General features: G+C 70.8%; 20 protein-coding genes and 2 pseudogenes. 7 read left to right on the top strand and 15 right to left on the bottom strand.

Annotated elements, in window-relative coordinates; translation table 11 throughout:
- Window positions 1–138: 138 nt before the first annotated feature.
- Window positions 139–1,083 carry a hypothetical protein gene (locus ACFY7E_RS01185; RefSeq protein ID WP_389479390.1) on the bottom strand — a complete coding sequence of 315 codons (945 nt, stop codon included), beginning with the start codon at window positions 1,081–1,083 and terminating at the stop codon, window positions 139–141.
- Window positions 1,080–1,505, bottom strand: a complete 426-nt coding sequence (locus tag ACFY7E_RS01180; RefSeq protein ID WP_389479387.1) for a hypothetical protein — start codon at window positions 1,503–1,505, stop codon at window positions 1,080–1,082. The genes ACFY7E_RS01185 and ACFY7E_RS01180 overlap by 4 nt, the downstream gene beginning before the upstream one ends.
- Before the next feature lie 308 nt (window positions 1,506–1,813).
- On the opposite strand from ACFY7E_RS01180, the gene ACFY7E_RS01175 reads away from it, so the two are divergent.
- The 4 genes from ACFY7E_RS01175 to ACFY7E_RS01160 all read left to right on the top strand — a co-directional run bounded on the left by ACFY7E_RS01175 (window position 1,814) and on the right by ACFY7E_RS01160 (window position 5,798).
- Window positions 1,814–2,278 carry a hypothetical protein gene (locus tag ACFY7E_RS01175; protein ID WP_389479384.1) on the top strand — a complete coding sequence of 155 codons (465 nt, stop codon included), beginning with the start codon at window positions 1,814–1,816 and terminating at the stop codon, window positions 2,276–2,278.
- Between the two features lie 66 nt (window positions 2,279–2,344).
- Entirely contained in the window at window positions 2,345–3,841 is a 1,497-nt protein-coding gene (locus tag ACFY7E_RS01170) for a peptidoglycan-binding protein (RefSeq protein ID WP_389479382.1), read from the top strand.
- An 8-nt stretch (window positions 3,842–3,849) separates the two neighbouring features.
- Window positions 3,850–4,560, top strand: a complete 711-nt coding sequence (locus ACFY7E_RS01165; RefSeq protein WP_389480992.1) for an ABC transporter ATP-binding protein — start codon at window positions 3,850–3,852, stop codon at window positions 4,558–4,560.
- Window positions 4,561–4,637: 77 nt separating this feature from the next.
- Window positions 4,638–5,798 (top strand): ABC transporter permease, encoded by a 1,161-nt coding sequence (locus ACFY7E_RS01160; RefSeq protein ID WP_389479379.1) that lies wholly within the window; start codon window positions 4,638–4,640, stop codon window positions 5,796–5,798.
- 353 nt (window positions 5,799–6,151) lie between these two features.
- Here the strand turns inward: ACFY7E_RS01160 and ACFY7E_RS01155 are convergent, their stop codons facing one another.
- From ACFY7E_RS01155 to ACFY7E_RS01135, 5 genes are all read right to left on the bottom strand, one after another.
- A complete protein-coding gene (locus tag ACFY7E_RS01155; protein WP_389479376.1) occupies window positions 6,152–6,292 on the bottom strand; it encodes a hypothetical protein in 141 nt (46 codons plus the stop codon).
- Window positions 6,289–7,548: an RNA polymerase sigma factor gene (locus ACFY7E_RS01150; RefSeq protein WP_389480990.1), complete on the bottom strand. Its 1,260-nt coding sequence runs from the start codon at window positions 7,546–7,548 to the stop codon at window positions 6,289–6,291. Before ACFY7E_RS01150 ends, ACFY7E_RS01155 begins: the two co-directional genes overlap by 4 nt.
- A gap of 68 nt (window positions 7,549–7,616) precedes the next feature.
- Window positions 7,617–7,979, bottom strand: coding sequence for a YciI family protein (locus ACFY7E_RS01145; protein WP_389479373.1), 363 nt, complete (start codon window positions 7,977–7,979; stop codon window positions 7,617–7,619).
- Window positions 7,980–8,103: 124 nt separating this feature from the next.
- Window positions 8,104–8,523 carry a hypothetical protein gene (locus ACFY7E_RS01140; protein ID WP_389479371.1) on the bottom strand — a complete coding sequence of 140 codons (420 nt, stop codon included), beginning with the start codon at window positions 8,521–8,523 and terminating at the stop codon, window positions 8,104–8,106.
- A 673-nt stretch (window positions 8,524–9,196) separates the two neighbouring features.
- Window positions 9,197–9,607: a hypothetical protein gene (locus tag ACFY7E_RS01135; protein ID WP_383434586.1), complete on the bottom strand. Its 411-nt coding sequence runs from the start codon at window positions 9,605–9,607 to the stop codon at window positions 9,197–9,199.
- An 81-nt stretch (window positions 9,608–9,688) separates the two neighbouring features.
- Between ACFY7E_RS01135 and ACFY7E_RS01130 the strand changes: the two genes are divergently transcribed.
- Both ACFY7E_RS01130 and ACFY7E_RS01125 read left to right on the top strand, forming a co-directional pair.
- Window positions 9,689–10,507, top strand: a complete 819-nt coding sequence (locus ACFY7E_RS01130; protein ID WP_389479369.1) for a helix-turn-helix domain-containing protein — start codon at window positions 9,689–9,691, stop codon at window positions 10,505–10,507.
- The gene (locus ACFY7E_RS01125; protein ID WP_389479367.1) at window positions 10,504–10,677 is read left to right on the top strand and encodes a DUF397 domain-containing protein; all 174 of its coding nucleotides are present in this window, start codon (window positions 10,504–10,506) and stop codon (window positions 10,675–10,677) included. The genes ACFY7E_RS01130 and ACFY7E_RS01125 overlap by 4 nt, the downstream gene beginning before the upstream one ends.
- A 50-nt stretch (window positions 10,678–10,727) precedes the next feature.
- On the opposite strand, the gene ACFY7E_RS01120 is transcribed toward ACFY7E_RS01125, so the two are convergent.
- The 4 genes from ACFY7E_RS01120 to ACFY7E_RS01105 all read right to left on the bottom strand — a co-directional run bounded on the left by ACFY7E_RS01120 (window position 10,728) and on the right by ACFY7E_RS01105 (window position 15,346).
- The gene (locus ACFY7E_RS01120; RefSeq protein WP_389479365.1) at window positions 10,728–11,213 is read right to left on the bottom strand and encodes a hypothetical protein; all 486 of its coding nucleotides are present in this window, start codon (window positions 11,211–11,213) and stop codon (window positions 10,728–10,730) included.
- Window positions 11,214–11,384: 171 nt separating this feature from the next.
- Window positions 11,385–12,983: an alpha/beta hydrolase gene (locus tag ACFY7E_RS01115; protein ID WP_389479363.1), complete on the bottom strand. Its 1,599-nt coding sequence runs from the start codon at window positions 12,981–12,983 to the stop codon at window positions 11,385–11,387.
- A 161-nt stretch (window positions 12,984–13,144) separates the two neighbouring features.
- Window positions 13,145–14,071: an alpha/beta fold hydrolase gene (locus tag ACFY7E_RS01110; protein ID WP_389479361.1), complete on the bottom strand. Its 927-nt coding sequence runs from the start codon at window positions 14,069–14,071 to the stop codon at window positions 13,145–13,147.
- 585 nt (window positions 14,072–14,656) lie between these two features.
- The gene (locus tag ACFY7E_RS01105; RefSeq protein WP_121828282.1) at window positions 14,657–15,346 is read right to left on the bottom strand and encodes a metal-dependent transcriptional regulator; all 690 of its coding nucleotides are present in this window, start codon (window positions 15,344–15,346) and stop codon (window positions 14,657–14,659) included.
- Window positions 15,347–15,508: 162 nt separating this feature from the next.
- Here ACFY7E_RS01105 and ACFY7E_RS01100 point away from each other — a divergent pair, with 162 nt between their 5' ends.
- Window positions 15,509–16,264 carry an SIS domain-containing protein gene (locus tag ACFY7E_RS01100; RefSeq protein ID WP_389479359.1) on the top strand — a complete coding sequence of 252 codons (756 nt, stop codon included), beginning with the start codon at window positions 15,509–15,511 and terminating at the stop codon, window positions 16,262–16,264.
- Between the two features lie 160 nt (window positions 16,265–16,424).
- Here the strand turns inward: ACFY7E_RS01100 and ACFY7E_RS01095 are convergent.
- From ACFY7E_RS01095 to ACFY7E_RS01080, 4 genes and pseudogenes are all read right to left on the bottom strand, one after another.
- Window positions 16,425–16,791, bottom strand: a pseudogene (locus ACFY7E_RS01095) (AAA family ATPase).
- 41 nt (window positions 16,792–16,832) lie between these two features.
- Window positions 16,833–17,338 (bottom strand): annotated as a pseudogene (locus tag ACFY7E_RS01090) (transposase).
- Between the two features lie 56 nt (window positions 17,339–17,394).
- Window positions 17,395–17,658 (bottom strand): hypothetical protein, encoded by a 264-nt coding sequence (locus tag ACFY7E_RS01085; protein WP_389479357.1) that lies wholly within the window; start codon window positions 17,656–17,658, stop codon window positions 17,395–17,397.
- A gap of 39 nt (window positions 17,659–17,697) precedes the next feature.
- The gene (locus ACFY7E_RS01080; RefSeq protein WP_389479355.1) at window positions 17,698–17,970 is read right to left on the bottom strand and encodes a hypothetical protein; all 273 of its coding nucleotides are present in this window, start codon (window positions 17,968–17,970) and stop codon (window positions 17,698–17,700) included.
- Between the last annotated feature and the right edge of the window lie 9 nt (window positions 17,971–17,979).

The following is a 17,979-nucleotide window of genomic DNA, read 5'->3' as shown; positions in this document are numbered from 1 at the left end:
CGGCAGACGGGTGCCGCTCGTCGTGGGGCCGGCGACCACCGGCCCCCCGAAACTCCCGTCAGGCTCCGGTGAGCCGTGCCGCGTGATCGCTCTTGGGGCAGGGTGCGACCACGGCTGGGCGATAGGCTCAAGCCCTGTTCAGCGCGCCAGGGATGCGGCGAGGGTCAGTCGGGATTCCAATTGCTGCTTGACCAGGGACAGGGTCTCGGCGTGCTTCTCGATCAGTTGCTTCTGATACGCAACCGTCACGGTGTAACGCACCCCCACCAGATTGACCTGCTGCTTACAGCGCACGTCGGCCTTGGCGGCCGTGATCGCCCTGGGACTGGAGAACGCGTTCTCGGAGAAGCCCATCTCCATGGGGGCCTTCATGGGGTCGTTGACCGTGTAACCGGCTTTCGCCATGCACTCGGACCAGCGCTTGGAGGCCGCGCGGACCCGGGAGTCCTCGAGCGCCTTGGACTCCGCCTCGCTCTTGAGGTTGAACACGAAGAGGATGTCGACCTCGTTCGCCTTGCGCGCGTAGAGCTTGAGGAACGACTCGCGGATGCAACCGCCGACGGGCAGTCGCTGCCCGTTGAACGTCACATCGCTTCCGCCGCCCTTCTCGGCCTCTTCCAGGTTCCGGGGCAGGTCGGCCGGGTTCAGGTCGTCTTCGCCCATGAGCGCCAGTTGCTCGGTCTCGGTGAGCGGTCGCTCTGATCTCCTCTGCCGGGAAGTGTCCGCCATGCTCGGGTTCAGGTACCCGTAACGGGCGGCCGTGTCCGGATCGACCAGGCCGAAGACACGGGTATTCGACTCGCTGCCGGAGACGGGAGGCTGCTGGGGAGGCTGGAAGGTGAAGCCGAACCTGGTCATGCACCGACCGGTGAGTGTGTGCTGCGCCCGGGAGAGCGCGTCCTGCTGTTCGGGAGTTGCCTCGTAGGCGTCCAGCGGAAAACTCACACCAGCGGTTTTGAGCATGGCGGGCGTAGAGCCGAGGGGTGGTTCGGCATCGCTCTGGGCCGAGCTGCCCGCGTCGGTGGCGGAGCAGCCCCCCAGGGCCAGGATCGCCCCGAGGGCCGCGGCATAACGCCGAATCATATGTGGTCTGCGCTCGACGAGATCTTGTTCTTGAAGTTGTCGGTGGCATCGCCGCTGTATCCACCGGGAAGCGAACCCCGGATGCCTCCACGGTAGGCGTCGGTCCACACGTAGTAGGTACCGGACCAACGGTTCGAGTAGGAAGCCACGTTGTCGTTCGTGGTCTGGCCTTCGCCGTTGCAGTTGACGCCGCGCGGGTCTCTGAAGCGGTTGTCAGCGAAGTTATTGTCGTAGACGTAGAGGTCGAAGACGCAACCGAGCTGACTGGAGTTGTAGTAGAGACCCAGTTCGCCGGCTTCGAGGTAGCCGTCGTCGTGATAGGCCGCGGCCGCCGGCCCAGCCGTACCCAGGACGAGCCCGCCCGTTGCCATCACTGCCACCGCAAGGGCCGAAGCCTTACGGATCATTCGGTTGGTTCCCATCGATCTACCCTTCGTCGAGGTTGGAAGCTCGGGTGACGCTCACGCCGAACGTGGAGATCAGGTCATGAAGCGCTTGATTTGATCACGGAGGAGAGAGGGGCGTCCATAGGGTTTCAGGGCCGGTGGACAGACGCTTCTCAGCGGATCTATTCTCGCTGCCTCCGCCCGAAACGATCAGGTGGCGCCATAATCAGCCTTCTTTTGGCTCGAACTGGTCAAGTGGGATCACACTGCCTGTTCCCACCTTTTCGTACGCTCTCACCGGAGTCCCTATGCCCGTCCGTCCTACCGCTTCCGGAATCGCAGCGATGGCACTCTGCGCCGCCGCGTTCCTCACCGGATGTTCCGGCGGCGGCTCGACCGACGCGAAGGCGGCCCAGTCCTCCGCCGCTGCTGCGGGGGAGAAGGCCTACTACCGGTGTCTCGAAAGGAACGGCCTCGTCCTGGAGAAGCGTGACGACGGCCAGCTGCGCGTGGATAAGGACGTGAACGAGGAGGCCACCATGCTGGAGGCCCAACTGAAGTGCCAGGACCAGCTCCCCACCGGCGTTCCCGAGGTGACGGCACCCGTTCCGTCGCAGTTCCTGGCCCGGGCCGAGGAAGTCACCGCCTGCCTGCGCGAGAACGGCTTCCTCGAGTACCCGGACCCGGCCACCGGGGAAGCGAAGCTGACGGACGAGCAGAGGAAGCAGTACCGCACCCCTGAATTCCAGGTCGCCCTGGCGAAGTGCGCTCCCGGCGAGGGGGCCGCGGGCGACATGGTCGGCGGCTGAGCCGCCCACTCCGGCGTTTGAAACTGAAGGGGAGCGATGTCGCGGGTCACAGACGTCACGACAGACGTGGAACAGCAGCGAGACGACATACCGGAAGCGGTCGGCACCGCCTCTCGCAGGATCGGCACGACCGGCCGGCAGCGGTGGGTGGCCGCCATCGCGCTGGGCGCCGTATGCGTCACGCTTGGTGGACTCGGGGCGACGCTGCTGGTCAAGTCCACCGCACAGGCGGCTGCGGAGGCAGCTGCTCCCCCACCCAGCCTGCTGACGGCGCCGGTGGAACACCGGGTGCTCACTTCGTCCGTCATCACCCGTGGTGAAGTCGTGGCGGAACAGATGGTCGAGGTGACTCCTCGGGGCGCCGCGGGTGAAGGCGGGACGGGACCGGTCATCACCAAGGTTCCCGTGCGCCCGGGGGACACCGTACGGGCCGGGCAGGTCCTGATGGAGGTGTCCGGGCGCCCCGTGTTCGCCCTGGAAGGCACCCTGCCCGTTTACCGTGACCTGCGTCCGGGCACGACGGGCGACGACGTGCGTCAGTTGCAGCAAGCACTAAGGAAGATCGGCCACGACACGGCACCCGACGCGGCAGGCGGCTTCGGTACCGGGACGAAGAACGCACTCAACTCCTTCTACGCCTCCTTGGGGTACGACCCGGTTCCCGCGCATGCGGAGGAAGGCGATCCGGTCGCGGAGGCCGGGCTTCGGGTCACGTCGTCCGAGCGCGCCCTGGAAGACGCCGAGGACGCCGCACGCACGCGTGGCGCCGCCGACGCCAAGGACGGGACAGCAACACCTGAAGGATCGGCGTCCACCGCAGCGGGCGATGACGGCCACCTGCGGAAGGCCGTGCTCAGGGCCCAAGAGGACCTGGCCACGGCGCGCAAGGCCCTGGCCGCCGCCGAGAAGGCGTCCGGGCCGACCCTGCCCGCTGCCGAGGTCGTCTTCCTCAAGAGCTTCCCCGCCCGGGTGAACGCGGTTGTCGCGAAGGCGGGTGAAGAGGCCACCGGGACCGCCATGACGCTCTCCTCCGGCAGGCTCGTCGTGCAGGCGTACGTCCCCGAGTACCAGAAGGACCTCATCCGGGTCGGGCGCGAGGCCGAGATGTACTCCGAGGTGACGGGAACCTCCGCGAAGGGCCAGGTCACCTCGGTCACCGACAAGCGGCTGATGGCGGCATCGGCGGCCGGTCAGGGGCAGGACGACGGGAGCCCCCGGAATGGAGACGTCACAACTCCGCAAGGCGGGGCGGGCTGGCTGGTGGAGATCACCCCCAGCACACCGCTGAAGGCGGACCTGACGGGCCAGGACGTACGGGTGACCGTCATCGCGGCGTCGACGGGCGGAAAGACTCTGGTCGTCCCGATCACCGCGATCAGCTCCGGAGCAGACGGGCTGACGACCGTGACCGTGGTAGAGGCGGACGGAGACCGCCGCCAGGTGGAGGTCCGCACCGGCACGGCTGGAGACGGCTTCGTGGCCGTCACACCGAAGACCGCCGGCCTGCTCGCCGAGGACGATCAGGTGATCACGGGCGCGTCCCGCAAGGGGAGCTCCCCGTGAGGGAGACCATGACCGACCCCGAGACGCCGGTCATCGAGTTCCGGCGGATCGGGCTGACCTACCCCGGACCTCCCCCGGTGGCTGCCCTCCAACCCTGCGATCTGACCGTCGAGCGGAGTGACTTCCTCGCCGTGGTGGGCCCTTCCGGATCGGGGAAGTCCACCTTCCTCAACATCGCCGGCCTGCTGGATACGCCTACCAGCGGGACCTACCTTCTCGACGGCATCGACACCGGCAGCCTGCGGGACGCCGACCGCACCGCGCTGCGCGGACTGCGCATCGGGTTCGTATTCCAGTCCTTCCACCTCCTGCCCCAGCGCAGCGCGCTGGAGAATGTCGCCCTCGCCCTCGTCTACAACGGCACTCCCCGCAGGGAACGCGCCGACCGGGCACGCCGGGCACTGCGGCAAGTGGGCCTGGGACACCGCATCGACTCCCTGCCCACGAGGCTCTCCGGCGGGGAACGACAGCGCGTGGCCATCGCCCGGGCACTGGTCACACGCCCCTCCCTGCTCCTGTGCGACGAGCCGACGGGAAACCTGGACACGACCAATGCGGACTCGGTGCTGGCCCTTCTGGAAGAACTGCACAGGGACGGCATGACGGTACTCGTGATCACCCATGACCCCCTAGTCGCCGCCCGCGCCAAGAGCACGGTGACCATCCGGGACGGCGTGCTGAGCCTTTCGGGAACGGCGACCCGCGAGGTCCTCGGGTGAGGCGCGTACGACGAACGGTCCGCATTCGGCCCTCCGTATTCGGCTGGCGCGACGTGCTCAGCGAGTCTCTTGCGGGAATGCTCCAGCGCCCCGGGCGCTCCACGCTCACCGCTCTCGGCACGGTCCTCGGGGTGAGTACGTTCGTGGCGATCTTGGGGCTGACGGCGACCACCTCGTCGCAGATCGACACACGGTTCAACGCTCTGAGCGCGACCGAGGTGACCGTCGAAGACATCGCCCACGAGCAGAACGAGTTCGCCGGCCCCGCTTTCCCGGGAGACGCCGACGCGCGGATCGAGCGCCTGAACGGTGTCGAGCACGCCGGAGTGTACTGGCCCGTCCGGCTGCCGCAGGACCGGACCGTGCGCTCCTCCGCCGTCGTGGGAGACGCCGGTATCGGGAACACCGTCGGCGTCGTGGCCGCTTCCCCCGGCACGTTCGCCGCAGCGGGCACCCAGCTGTCCGAGGGGAGGGTCTACGACGGCTACGCGTCGGATCAAGCCGCACCCGTGGCCGTCATCGGCGCGGGCGTCGCCGAACGCCTCGGCATCACCACCCTGGAGACGCGACCGGCCGTCTTCATCGGGAGCCAGCCGTTCACCGTCATCGGCATCGTCGCCGGTACGGACCGAAAGGCGGACCTGCTGTTCTCGGTCGTCGTACCTCGTACGACGGCAGAGCGGATGTGGGGCGGTCCCGAGGCAGGTGAGGCCAAGATGCTGATCTCGACCGAACTCGGCGCCGCTCCGCAGGCTGCCGGGGAAGCCGCGATAGCGCTACGTCCCGACCACCCCGAGTACTTCAAGGTCGTACCGCCGCCGGACCCCAAGGCACTGCGGGGCGGGGTCGGCAACGACCTGAGCCAGCTGTTCCTCCTCCTGGCGACCATCTGTCTCGTCATCGGCGCCGTGGGCATCGCCAACACCACCCTGGTCGCCGTCCTGGAACGGACCGGAGAGATCGGTCTGCGCCGGGCTTTGGGGGCACGCGGACGCCACATCACCATGCAATTCCTTGCAGAGTCCGGTGCGCTCGGGGCTCTGGGCGGTCTCGTGGGAACATCCCTCGGTGTTCTGACAGTGGTGACGGTCGCCGCGATCCGTGACTGGACGCCCGTAATCCATCCGATGACGGCAGTCGCCGCCCCCGTCATCGGGCTCGTGACGGGCGTCGTCGCCGGTCTCTACCCTGCCTGGCGCGCGGCGCGGATCCCGCCCGCCGAAGCCCTCCGCCGCTGAGCCCACGGCGGAGCGGGCGGGTTCCGACGATCTCATCGCCAACCGTGCACCAGTTCGTCAGAGCCGCTTGCACAGATACACGTCCTCCGCGCCGCCTGGGACCCCAGGCATGCGGCCCTTCTCCACATACCCGTGCCGCTCGTAGAAGCCTGGGGCCTGGAAGGTGTACGAGGAGACGCAGGCGCGGTCGCAGCCCCGGCGGCAGGCCTCGGCCTCGGCGGCGCGCAGGAGCCGGCTCCCTCAGCCGTCGGCGCGGCTGTCCTCCCGCACCCACAGCAGGTCGACGGAGAGCAGCCCACCCCAGGTCGACGCCGTCAGCACGCCCACGAGCGCGCCCTCCGCGTCGATGACCTTCACCGACAGCTCGCCCTTGTCGTCGGGGTGGTGCCGGTGGCCTCGCAGTTGTACGCGTCGAGCCGCTCGCCCAGGTACGCGCCGGGCGCGGCATCCTCGGCTCCGACCCTCGGGGCGGGTTCACGGCGGTCTTCGGTCAAACCCGGGTCTCCAGGCGGTGGGCGCGGGCGGTGAGGTGGCGGCGTTCGGGGGTGCTGGTGGTGCGGCGGGCGGCCTCGCGGCAGGAGGCCGCCGCCGCGCCGTGGTCGCCGAGGAGTTCCAGGAGGTGGGCGCGGGTGGCGTGCAGGCGGTGGTGGCGGGCCATGCGCTTGTCGGCCGCCAGGCCGGCGACCAGGTCGAGTCCGGCGGCCGGGCCGTGGACCATGGCGACGGCGACCGCGCGGTTGAGGGTGACCACCGGGTTCGGCCCGAACTCCTCCAGGATCTCGTACAGGGCGAGGATCTGGGGCCAGTCCGTCACGTCGGCGCTCTCGGCCTCGTCGTGCACGGCCGCGACGGCGGCCTGGAGCTGGTACGGCCCGACCCGGCCGCGCGGCAGCGTCCGGCTGATGAGCTCGACCCCCTCGGCGACGAGCCGCCGGTCCCACCGGCCCCGGTCCTGTTCGGCCAGCGGCACCGGTTCCCCGGTCGGGGTCGTACGGGCGGGGCGGCGCGCCTCGGTCAGCAGCATCAGCGCGAGGAGACCGGCGGTCTCGGTGTCGTCGGGCGTCAGGCGGTGCAGCATCCTGGTGAGCCGGATCGCCTCGGCGGACAGCTCCGGCGCGGTCAGGTCGGCGCCGCCCGTCGCGGTGTACCCCTCGTTGAAGACCAGGTAGAGCACCTGCCGCACCTCGGCCGACCGCTCGGTGAGGTCGGCCCCCTCCGGCACGGCCAGGGGGATCCCGGAGGCCCTGACGGTCTGCTTGGCGCGGCTGACGCGCTGGGCCATGGTCGCCTCGGGGACCAGGAAGGCCGCCGCGATCTGCGCGGTGGTCAGACCGCCGACCGCGCGCAGGGTCAGCGCGATCCGGCCGGCCGGGGTCAGCGCGGGGTGGCAGCACAGGAACAGCAGGGCCAGCGAGTCGTCCCGGTCCCCGTCGGGCACGGCGTCGGCGGCGTGGTCGAGCAGCGCGGCCTGCGGGGTGGCGAGCGCGAGGGCGTCCTCGCGGCGCCGCCGGGCGCTGTCGCTGCGGATCAGGTCCACCAGCCTGCGGGAGGCGACGGTGAGCAGCCAGCCCCGGGGGTTGTCCGGGACGCCCGCCCCGGGCCACTGCTGGGCGGCGGCCAGCAGGGCCTCCTGCACCGCGTCCTCGCACGCGTCGAAGACGCCGTGGCGGCGCACGAGGGCCCCGAGGACCTGCGGCGCCAGCTCGCGCAGCAGGTCCTCGACGACCGGGTGGGTGGCGGCGGGGCGCACCGCGGTGGGGTGCGCCCCGGCGGAGGGCGCGGCCGCGCGGTGCGCCGCGTCGGCGGGGTGCGCGGCGGTCACGCGTCCGCCGCGGACTCGTGCAGCACCGGCCACAGCTCCACCGGCTCCACGTCGGCGAACGGCATGTCCGCCGCGATCTGCTGCGCCCGCTCCAGGCTGTCGCAGTCGAGCATGTAGAAGCTGGCGATGTACTCCTTGGTCTCCAGGTACGGGCCGTCCGTGACCGCCGGGAGGCCGTCCTCGCGGCGCACGAGCCGGGCGTCGGCCGCGTCCGCCAGGCCGTAGGCGCCGAGCAGTTCACCGCTCTCGCGGTACTTCCGGTTGAACGCCTCCTGCCTGGCGATCGCCTCCGGCCACGCCTCGGCGGGGAAGGAGTCCCACTTGGCCTGGTTGCCGTAGATCATCGCGACGTACTTCATCCCGGGTGTCCCCTCGGTCCCGCGCGCCCCGTCGGCGCGCTGTCACCCCTCAGTCGGAGCCGGACGCGACCCTTCTACATCCGGCGACGACTTTCCCTGAAATATTTTCCGCGCACCGTACGGCTCAGGTGACGAGCCCCCGGGCGACCTTGTCGAAGTGGTCCCGCCAGGACACCGGTCCGCCGTTCGGCTCGGTCCGCGTCCGGGCCCGGTCCCGGCGGCAGGAGCCGCAGCGGGTCTCGTCGCCCACCTGCCGGAACGTGTGCTCCTTGCCCGGCCCCTCGCAGATCACGATCCCGCCGCCCCCGGCCGGGGCGGCGGCGGCCTCCGACGGGCGCTCCGGGAGCTTCACCGTCAGCCGGTGTCGGAGGAACCCGACCGCCGACCGCACGCCGTCGGCGGGCAGATGGGCCGTCAGGGCGTGCCGCAACTCCGCGACCGACGCCCCGCGCCGCAGCCACTCCGCCGCCGCCTCGGCCAGGCCCCGGGCCTCCCGGACGCCGAGCCGCAGGTCCCGGCTCTGGTGCCGGAGCGAGAGCAACACGCGCTCGGCCGTCGCGACTTCGGGAGCGGTCTCGTCGTGCTCGTCGGGAACGGTTTCGTCGTGCTCGTCGGGAGCGGTCCCGTCGGCTTCGTCCGACGGCTCTTCGGTGGGTGGGTGGGTGGGTGGGAAGAAGTCTTCTCCCGGTCTTCGTCCTTGGGGTTGGAGCGGCCGAGTTCCGGTGCCCTCGGCGGACCGACCGTCGGGTTCGCATCACCCGGGCCTTCCGGGTCCCCCGCCTTCGGCGCCGGTGCGCCGCTCCGGAGCGCCGACGCCTCCTCACGCGTAAGGGTGACGTTGGAGAGGAGCTGGCGGGTGCTCCAACGGCCGTCCCTCTTCTGCACCTTCCACTCGTGCAGGAACCCGCCGGCCGTGAGCGCCTTCTTCGCCCGCTGGTACTCCCGGGGCCGCAGGCCCAGTTCGTCCGCGTGCTCCCCGAGCGGCCTGTCGGCCTCGGACTCGGGGAGGCCCTGCACGTAGAGGAGGAGGAGCTTGGCGTCGCTGTTCAGATCCCGATGGCGTACGACTTCGTTCGCAGCCTTGGTGTAGGAACGGACAGGAGCGATAACATGACGAAACATTTCTGGTGGTTTCCTTGCTGCCCAGAAGTGAAGGCCCCCGAGGCGTGTTGGCGCACCCTCGGGGGCTGCTCTTTTCACAGAGCGTGACGACGTATTTACCGTACAGCAGATTTCACGAACTGATGCAACAAGTCCGGCTCCACGAACGGATCTTCGAGCGTCGGACGTGATCTCCAGTCCAGCGGCCACGTCGACCCGTGCAGCGCCGGAATCCCCACGTACGCCTCTCCCCTGCCGTTGCCGCTGAGCGCCCGCGCCGGGGCGGGCCAGGCGTACGCCGCCGCCGTACGGGGCGGCAGCAGGAAGTACAGGTTCCGCGCCCCCTTCGACTCCCGGACGATCGGCCCGGCCCGGAAGTCCGTGAACGCCATCAGGCGGTACGCCACGTCCTCCCCGAGGAACCCGCCGATCCGTACGGCGTCGAAGTGCACGCCCGCGTGGCGGAGGGCGTGTCCGGTTACGGGAACCCAAGTGGGCGCGCTGTCAAGTGGCTTGCGCAGATTCATGCGGCCAGCTTCCCGGCCGTGGTCTCCTGTGACCAGCGACACAGTCCGGTTGTGCAGGACTGTGCACTCGGGAGGTCGGGTGTGAACAACGAGAAGAAGAGGACCCCGGGGGCTTCGAAGGCCTTCGGCGTCCTCCTGCGCTTCCACCGCGAGCGCGCGAGCGTCTCGCAGGAGGCGTTGGGCCAGAAGACCGGATATTCCAAGTCACAGGTGGCGATGATCGAGCGCGGGGAGCGACGGGCGAAGCGGAACTTCGTCGACGTCGCGGACGCGATGACGGGTGCACAAGGTGCACTCCTGGCGGTGGCGGAGGAGGTGACGGCGAGCGGCATCGCGGCGTGGTTCGAGGACTACCTGTGGGAGGAGGCCAGGGCGGCGGGCATCCACAAGTACGACAACCACCTGATCCCCGGCCTGCTTCAGAACGAGGACTACTCGCGAGCCGTATTCGCGTCGGAGCGACCGCCGTTGGAGAGCGACGAGATAGAGGCGGGTGTCACGGCGCGGCTGGAACGGCAACAGGTGTTCTTCCGCAAGCCCGCACCGCTGATCACCTTCGTCCTGGAGAAGGCCGCCCTGACCAAGCCACTCGGCGGGAAGGACGTGCTCCGCAAGAACCTGCTGCACATCCTCGACATGGCCAAGCTGCCCAACGTCGAGATCAAGCTCATGCCGGAGGACCGGGAGACCCATGCCGGACTGAACGGGCCCTTCACCCTCCTGGAGACCGAAGAACGCCGGAACCAACTCGTCTATGTCGAAGGGCAGGGCGGAAGGTACTTTCTCAGCGAGCAGCCGGACGTGGGAGATACCTTCGCCCGTTACAGCACCTTGCGGGCACAGGCCTTCCCCCCGGAGGAATCCGTACGACGCATCGAACAGGTGGCACGAGAGCTATGAGCACCGACCTCAACTGGTTCAAGAGCAGCTACAGCGGCGGGCAGGGCGGCGACTGCGTCGAGGTCGCCTCCTGCGCGGACACCGTCCACGTACGCGACTCCAAGGACACCGAGCTCCCCTCCTTCGAGGTGACCCCGGCGGCCTGGGCCGCGTTCGTCTCGGGTGTGTGACGGCGGGCCGACCCGGCGGAGTCCCGCCGGGTCGGCCCGGTCGGCCGTCTCTAGTACGGGTTGTACATCCAGGACGAGACCTGGCACTTCTTCTTCGTGCAGATCTCCACGCGCATGCCGGCCAGCGGCTCCTCACCCTGGAAGAGCTTGTTCAGCCAGGGCTGGGGGCCCTTCTTGCACCCCCAGGTGTTCTTGCGCCAGGGGCCCTTCCACACGTAGGGCTTCTGGTTGGCGTAGCTGAACTGACTCGCGTGGATGCGCATCCTGGGGCCGTCGGCGTCGCACTTGGTGTCGCTGACCGACATGCTGACGGACGCGCTCTTGCGGCCGGTGAAGGTGACGGTGGCGCTGCCGCACGCGCCGGTGAAGCAGACGTCCCGGCGCTGCTTGCGCGCGCTCGCCGCGGCCTTCGACGGGGCGTCGACGGTGGTGTGGGAGGGGGCGGGCGGTGCCGCCTGGGCCGGGACGGCGGCGACGAGCGTTCCCCCGATGACGGCCGCCGATCCGAGCAGGGCCCACGTTTTCTGCGTACGCATCACTGACTGCCTCTCCGTAGAGGTGCTGGGTGGTCGGCCCAGCGTGTGGTCGTCGCCGACAGTACGGAGGAACCCGCGGGCGCCGCGTCCGGTGGTGGGTGGAATCCGGTCTGCAACCGCCGCGGTAGGCAGGGGAGTTCGTCCACCCCGTGCCGTACGGCGCGAAGGTCCTCACGGATCTCGGGACATGCCGCCCCGGCAGACCGTCCCCGTGGCCGGGGTGCGGCCCGTGCGGAGGTACGCGTCGACCGCCTCCGTGACGCAGCGGTTCCGCGGGTACGTGCCGTGGCCCTCCTCCTCGACCGTGAGGAGCACGCCGACACCGTCGCCCAGGGCGCGGGCCATCCGGCGGGCGCCGGGGTACGGGGTGATCGGGTCGCCGGTGCCGCCGACCACCAGGACGGGGGCCGCGCCGTCGGCGTCCACCCGGAGCGTGGTGCTCTCGCCGTCGAACGGCCAGTCGTAGCAGAGGTAGACGCCGGTGGACCAGGCCGCGCCGAAGACGGGTGAGGCGGCTTCGACGCGGGCCGCGTCCCTGTCGAGCCGTTCGAAGTCGGGACGCAGGCTGGAGTCCGCACAGGTGATCGCGGTCCGCGCGGCGCGGCTGTTGTCCTGCGGGGCCGCCGCGCGGTCGGCGGGGACGAGGTGGTGCGGGGTTGCCGCGCGGTCGGCGGAGCCGGGGTCGTCCGCGCCCTCGCTCAGCGGACCGCCGTCGTTGTGGTCCATCAGCGCGGTGAGGGCCTCGGCGAGCGGCGGCCAGCCGTCCGTGCCGAGGCGGAGGTGGTCGCCGACGGCGTACGCGAGGTCGTCGGCGTCGAGGGTCCTTCCGCCGCCGGCCGGGGCGGGCTTCTTCTCCAGGCGGTCGGCCAGGCGCGCCATGCGTCGCGCGGCCGCCTCGGGCCGGTGGCCGGTCGGGCAGTGGCGGACACGGGCCGCGCAGTACACGGCGAACCGGTCGAACGCCGCCTGGACCGCCTTGACCTGCGACACCTGGTCCTCGCTCAGGTCCTCGGTCGGATCGACGGACGCTTCGAGGACGAGCCGCCCGACGTGCGACGGGTACAGATGGGCGTAGACCGCGCCGAGCGCCGTTCCGTACGAGACGCCGAAGTAGTGCAGCCGCTCGTCGCCGAGGAGGTAGCGCATCAGGTCGAGGTCGCGCGCGGTGTGCGAGGTCCCGACGTACGGAAGGAGCGCCCCGGAGTGCTCGGCGCAGGCGTCGCCGCCTTCGTAGCCGGTGTCCTCCGGGGTCTTCCCGCAGCGCACGGGGAGGGTCGCGCCGACGCCGCGCGGGTCGAAGGAGACCAGGTCGTAGCGGTCGAGGAGCGACGCGTACTGGCCGAGGTGGTCGGGCAGTCCACTGACGCCGGAGACGCCGGGGCCGCCGAAGTTGAGGACGAGCGAGCCGACGCGCCGGGCGTTCGGGCCGGTGGCCTTGTGTCGTATCAGGGCGACGTCGATCGTCCTGCCCCCCGGTTTCCGGTGGTCCAGGGGGGCCTTCATGGTGGCGCAGTCGTACCCCGTGCGCGCGGCGGGCGGTGAGGCGCAGCGGGACCAGCGGAGGTGCTGGCCGGTGGTGAGCGCGGCCGGCAGACCGGCGGGCGGGTTGCTCGCGGTGAACTCCGTACGCGGCTCCGCCTTCCGGCCGGGGGCGTCGCGCTGGAGCCAGGCGCCGACGGCCACGATCGCGACGAGGACGACCACGAAGACGATCCGCGCACCGACCGAGGGGCCCGGTCGGCGGCTTCGTATCGGATGGGGGTCGAACACCGAGATTCCCGCGCTCCCGTTCCCGGAGGTCCGCCCCGTGCCCGCATGCCCGTGATCGTCCGACCGTCGAATGGGTGCAGCGTACAAGCCGGTCTCCGACAGCAGTTCGACCCCCGGCGTCGCGGGACCCCGAACCGCTCCGCCCCGGCGGGCCCGTGCCCCTACGGGGTCAGGACCCCGTTCAGGAAGGGCTCCACGGCCTCGCGCCACGCGTCCGGGCACTCGTAGTGGAGGAAGTGTCCGGCGTCGGGGATCTCCGCGTACTCCCCGTGGGGGAGGACCCGGACCATCTCCTGGGCCTCGGCGCGGCCCAGCTCGCCGTCCAGGCCCCGGACGACGAGGGTCGGGCAGCGGACCTGGGCGAGCGAGTCCCAGTGGGCGTCGTGGACCCAGGTCTCGCGGGAGGTCAGCATCTGCCCCGGGTCGAACACCGGGCGCCAGCCGTCGGCGTGCTCGGTCATCACCTCGGCGAAGAAGGCGCCCCGGGCCGGGTTCGGGGTCTCCACCCAGGGGTCCTCGTCGCCGAACCAGCGGTGGACCGCCTCCAGGGACGGGAACGGTGCCGGCCAGCCCTCGAACCACTCCCGCCAGGCGCGCTGCGATGCCGCGCCGAGGGCGGAGGCCCGCATGTCGCAGATGACGAGGGCGCGGACGAGGTCCGGTCGCTCGGCGGCGAGCTGCCAGGCCGTCAGGGCGCCCATGGAGTGGCCGACGAGGGTGACGGGACCGAGGCCGAGCTGCTCGACCACGGCCGCCGCGTCCGCCACGTACGCCTCGCGCGTGAACGGTCCGGCGGCGGGCTTCCCGCTGGCGCCGTGGCCGCGCTGGTCGAGGGCGACGAGCCGGTGCCCGCCGGTGAGCCTGCTCACGGCGCGGGCCCAGTGCCCGGCGTGGCCCATGAGCCCGTGGAGCAGTAACACGCCGGGGGCGGGGGGCTGGTGGGCCTGCGGGGCGCGCGACTCCGGGGCGGGGTGGCCGCCCGGGCGCGGGACGGGGGCCCGGGTGCCGTCGCCTGCGGGGCCGGGCGTGTAGTCCCAGGCCGTCAGCCGGACGCCGTCGGCCCCGGTGACGTCGAGTCGTCGCGCCATGTCTCCGGCACCCCCTCTTTTCCGTTGAACCTCGCCAGAGTATCGAACTCGCATTCGAAAATGCTCTTCTGCCACCCAACACCCCTCGTTCGAGTGACGGCCCTCAAGGATTGACGGCCGCTGCCGAGGGGAGATCTTGAGCGGGAGGCGGACCGCTCGGGGAAAAACGGTCCGAGGGGAGTGACCTTGAGAGCTCGGGGCTCCAGGTCATGACCGGGGAGGACAGACCCCGGCGCCCAAGGGCGCCGGGGTCCTCTGTTCTCGGTGGCGTCGTCCGTCGCCCTCATGGCCCCACCCCTCCGCACCCGGCTCGTACCAGCGTGGCACGCCGAAGGGGCGGGCGTGGCCATTCCGACGTAAACCGGGGCGCGGGAGGGCCGTCGGCGCCCGGAGCACCCGCACGGGGCGGTGACCCGGGGCCGGGTGGTGACCGGGGCCGGGCAGCGGTGAGGGGCGCCCGATCGACGGGCGCCCCTCACCTGCGTACGTAAGGAACCTCAGCCCCGTGCGTACGGGACCTCGGCTCCGTGCGTACGGGACCTCGGCTCCGTGCGTACAGAGCCTCGGCTCCGTGCGTACGGAACCTCAGCGCTTCGCGACGAAGACGTGCGCCGCGACCTCCGCGTCCAGCTCGGCGGCCTCGCCGCTGCTGCCCACCAGGACGCCGCCCGCGGACTCCGAGACGGAGACCACGGAGCCGGGCTGCACGCCCGCGCGCCGCAGCGTGTACATCAGCTGGGCGTCCGTCTGGATCGGCTCGCCGATCCGGCGCACGACCACGGTCTTGCCCCCGCTCGCGTCCAGGTCCGCGAGGGAGACCATCGAGTCGTCCAGGAAGGCCTCGGCCTCCGCCTTCTCGCCCAGCTCCTCCAGGCCCGGGATCGGGTTCCCGTACGGCGACTCCGTCGGGTGGCGCAGCAGCTCCAGGACCCGCCGCTCCACGGCCTCGCTCATCACGTGCTCCCAGCGGCAGGCCTCGGCGTGCACCTGCTCCCACTCCAGGCCGATCACGTCGACGAGCAGACACTCCGCGAGACGGTGCTTGCGCATCACGCGGGTGGCGAGGCGGCGGCCCTCGTCGGTGAGCTCCAGATGGCGGTCGCTCGCCACGGCCACCAGGCCGTCGCGCTCCATCCGGGCCACCGTCTGGCTCACCGTGGGCCCGCTCTGGTCGAGCCGCTCGGCGATCCGGGCGCGCATGGGGACCACGCCTTCCTCCTCGAGCTCGAGGATGGTGCGGAGATACATCTCCGTGGTGTCGATCAGTCCGGACATACGTGCCCCTCGATGAGTCGTGCGCTGGCCCTGCCCCAATTCTGACGCATCGGACCGGCAACCGGCTCTCGCCGGGGTCCGGCGGTACCGGAGACGGTATTGACAGAGCAAAGGTCCAGACCGCACCGTGAGCGGCGACCACGACGAGAAGGAGCCGCCGCGATGGGCGAGAGCAAGCTGGCCGGACAGTTCTTCGACGCCGCGATCGGCCTGCTCCAGGAGGTGCGCGACGGGGACTCCGCCGAGATCGCCGCCGCCGGGGAGGCCATCGCCGAGGCCGTCGCGAACGGCAACCGGCTCTTCGCCTTCGGCGCGGGCCACTCCTCCCTCGCCGCGCAGGACGTCGTCTACCGGGCCGGCGGCCTGGCCCTCATGAACCTGCTCGCCGTCCCCGGCGTCGTCGGCGTCGACGTCATGCCGGCCACGCTCGGCTCCGCCCTGGAGCGGGTCGACGGCCTCGCGGGCGCGGTCCTCGACTCCTCCCCCGTCAAGGCCGGGGACGTCCTGATCATCATCTCCCTCTCCGGGCGCAACGCCCTGCCCGTCGAGATGGCCATGAACGCCCGCGCGCTCGGCCTCACCGTCATCGGGGTCACCTCGGTGGCGTACGCGACGGAGACGAAGTCCCGGCACGTCTCGGGGACGTACCTCAAGGACCACTGCGACATCGTCCTCGACTCCCGGATCGCCGTCGGGGACGCGGAGCTGACGCACGAGGGCATCGAGGCCCCCTTCGCGCCCGCCTCCACCGTCGTCACCAGCGCCCTCATGCAGGCCACCCTCGCCGCCGCCGCCGAGGAGCTCGTCCGGCACGGCATCGAGCCGCCGCTGCTGCGCTCGGGGAACGTGGACGGCGGGCACGAGTGGAACGGGCGCGTGATGACGGAGTACGGGGACCGGATCTTCTACCGGCGGTGACGGGGGCCACGCTCCGGCGGAAGGCCCTCCGGCGGCACCGGGGCACGGCGGGAGCCGCCGCCCGGCTCCCGCCGGACACCCCCCAGGGCTTGTCCGGCGGATCATTTCGGGATGGTGCAGGGCACCGCTGGTACTGCTGAGTTGTCGTGGGCCGCAGCAGTCACGCGAACGAGGGCCACCGGTCGGCGGCCCATTCCCGCCAGTCGATCCACCCGGGCGGCGGGCCGGCGACCCTACAGCTCCGCCGCGTCGGCCTCCACGAGCCGGCGGATGGCGGATCGTTCGTCCCGTGACCAGCAGCCGTAGTCCAGGACGACGTTGATACCGAGTCTGACCGCCTCCAGGGCGAGCCGGAGCATGCGTCCCTCAAGCACGTCGCGCTTCCCGTCGGCCCCCCCCTCGCCGAACAGGGGAATCATCCATTCGTCGGGCGTCGGACGCAGCGCGCTGTGATCCGCGGCGAGCTGTCGGGCCCGCGTGGTCTTTCCGGCCCCTGGCAGGCCGACCATCAGGAACGACGTGGTCACACCCAGATCGTGGCAGGGAGGCCGATCAGGCGGCCGCCGTTTTATCCGCCCGAGCACGGACTGAGCCACAGGCGGAGGGAGGCCACGGTGACAGTGCCGTGGAAGACGTAGGCGCGCTTGTCGTAGCGCGTAGCCACGGCGCGGAAGTGCCTGAACCGGTTGATCGTGCGCTCGACCTCGTTGCGGCGCTTGCATTTCTCCTTGTCGAAGCCGCCGGCCGGCCTCCTCGACTTCCTCGGCGCCTGCGGTTGGCCCGCTGGTCCTTCGGTTCCGGGATGGTGTGTTTGATCCGGCGTCTGCGCAGGTAGCGGCGATTGCAGCGGGAGCTGTATGCCTTATCGCCGCCCAAGTGGTCGGGACGGGTCCGTGGATGCCCGCTCCCGAACCGGTTCGGCAGATCCCGCCACGGGACTCCCGTACGCACCTGGAACAGCACCCCGTCGATCACTGTTCGGTGGTCGTTCCCATGCCCGCCCCGGCCGCCGGTCCTCGGCAGATGTGGCGCAAGTCGCGCCCACTCGTCATTCGTCGGATCACCCCGCCCCACGAACCCAACAATGCTCCCGACGCGAGGCGACCGTCACATGATCCGCCGGACAGGACCTAGGCCTCCGCGCTGACGTGCACCCACACCGGGATCGCCCCGAGGTGCACGGTGAACCAGATGCACAGCCTCGGCGCGGGGCCTTCGATCTCGGCCGGCTCGATCTTGATCTTCGCCGTGAACTCGACCTCCCCCTTCGGCGAGTCCTCGACCCTCTTCATCGTCTCCAGGAGGATCGCCTCGGCCAGGTTGCGGCCGAAGGACTCGTAGTTCTGCACACCCGCCACGTGGCTCTCGATGTACGCCTTGTCCAGCATGACCATCGCGCTGCTCCTTGTTCGTCGGGGGTCGGGGAGGTGGGGCTACTGCTCGCCCGTGTAGATGTGGACCGACATCTCGACGCCGCCGACGATCATCCGTACGTGGATGCACATGCGCGGCTCGGGGCCCCCCTCGTCGATCTCCACGGGCGTGACGTTCACCGTCGCTTCGAGCTCCACCTCTTGCTCGGGCCCTCCGTCGACGCGAGCGAGCGCCTCGCGGAGGCCGCCCTCGACCACGTTCCGTCCGAAGGACTGGTAGTTCTGCACGGTCGACATGTGGTTCTCGATGTAAGCCCTGTCCAGCATGACCATGGCGCGGTC

This window comes from Streptomyces sp. NPDC012825, from assembly GCF_042900925.1.
In the GTDB taxonomy this organism is placed as follows: Bacteria; Actinomycetota; Actinomycetes; order Streptomycetales; family Streptomycetaceae; genus Streptomyces.
The sequence above is the reverse complement of the archived record's forward strand: the minus strand, read 5'-3'. Positions and strand labels throughout refer to the sequence as shown.

Coding starts and splice junctions, on each gene's coding strand:
- ACFY7E_RS01185 (WP_389479390.1), bottom strand. CDS start 1,083: ATGATTCGGCGTTATGCCGCGGCCCTCGGGGCGATCCTGGCCCTGGGG.
- ACFY7E_RS01180 (WP_389479387.1), bottom strand. CDS start 1,505: ATGGGAACCAACCGAATGATCCGTAAGGCTTCGGCCCTTGCGGTGGCA.
- ACFY7E_RS01175 (WP_389479384.1), top strand. CDS start 1,814: ATGGCACTCTGCGCCGCCGCGTTCCTCACCGGATGTTCCGGCGGCGGC.
- ACFY7E_RS01165 (WP_389480992.1), top strand. CDS start 3,850: ATGACCGACCCCGAGACGCCGGTCATCGAGTTCCGGCGGATCGGGCTG.
- ACFY7E_RS01160 (WP_389479379.1), top strand. CDS start 4,638: ATGCTCCAGCGCCCCGGGCGCTCCACGCTCACCGCTCTCGGCACGGTC.
- ACFY7E_RS01145 (WP_389479373.1), bottom strand. CDS start 7,979: ATGAAGTACGTCGCGATGATCTACGGCAACCAGGCCAAGTGGGACTCC.
- ACFY7E_RS01135 (WP_383434586.1), bottom strand. CDS start 9,607: ATGAATCTGCGCAAGCCACTTGACAGCGCGCCCACTTGGGTTCCCGTA.
- ACFY7E_RS01125 (WP_389479367.1), top strand. CDS start 10,504: ATGAGCACCGACCTCAACTGGTTCAAGAGCAGCTACAGCGGCGGGCAG.
- ACFY7E_RS01120 (WP_389479365.1), bottom strand. CDS start 11,213: ATGCGTACGCAGAAAACGTGGGCCCTGCTCGGATCGGCGGCCGTCATC.
- ACFY7E_RS01110 (WP_389479361.1), bottom strand. CDS start 14,071: ATGGCGCGACGACTCGACGTCACCGGGGCCGACGGCGTCCGGCTGACG.
- ACFY7E_RS01105 (WP_121828282.1), bottom strand. CDS start 15,346: ATGTCCGGACTGATCGACACCACGGAGATGTATCTCCGCACCATCCTC.
- ACFY7E_RS01100 (WP_389479359.1), top strand. CDS start 15,509: ATGGGCGAGAGCAAGCTGGCCGGACAGTTCTTCGACGCCGCGATCGGC.
- ACFY7E_RS01085 (WP_389479357.1), bottom strand. CDS start 17,658: ATGGTCATGCTGGACAAGGCGTACATCGAGAGCCACGTGGCGGGTGTG.
- ACFY7E_RS01080 (WP_389479355.1), bottom strand. CDS start 17,970: ATGGTCATGCTGGACAGGGCTTACATCGAGAACCACATGTCGACCGTG.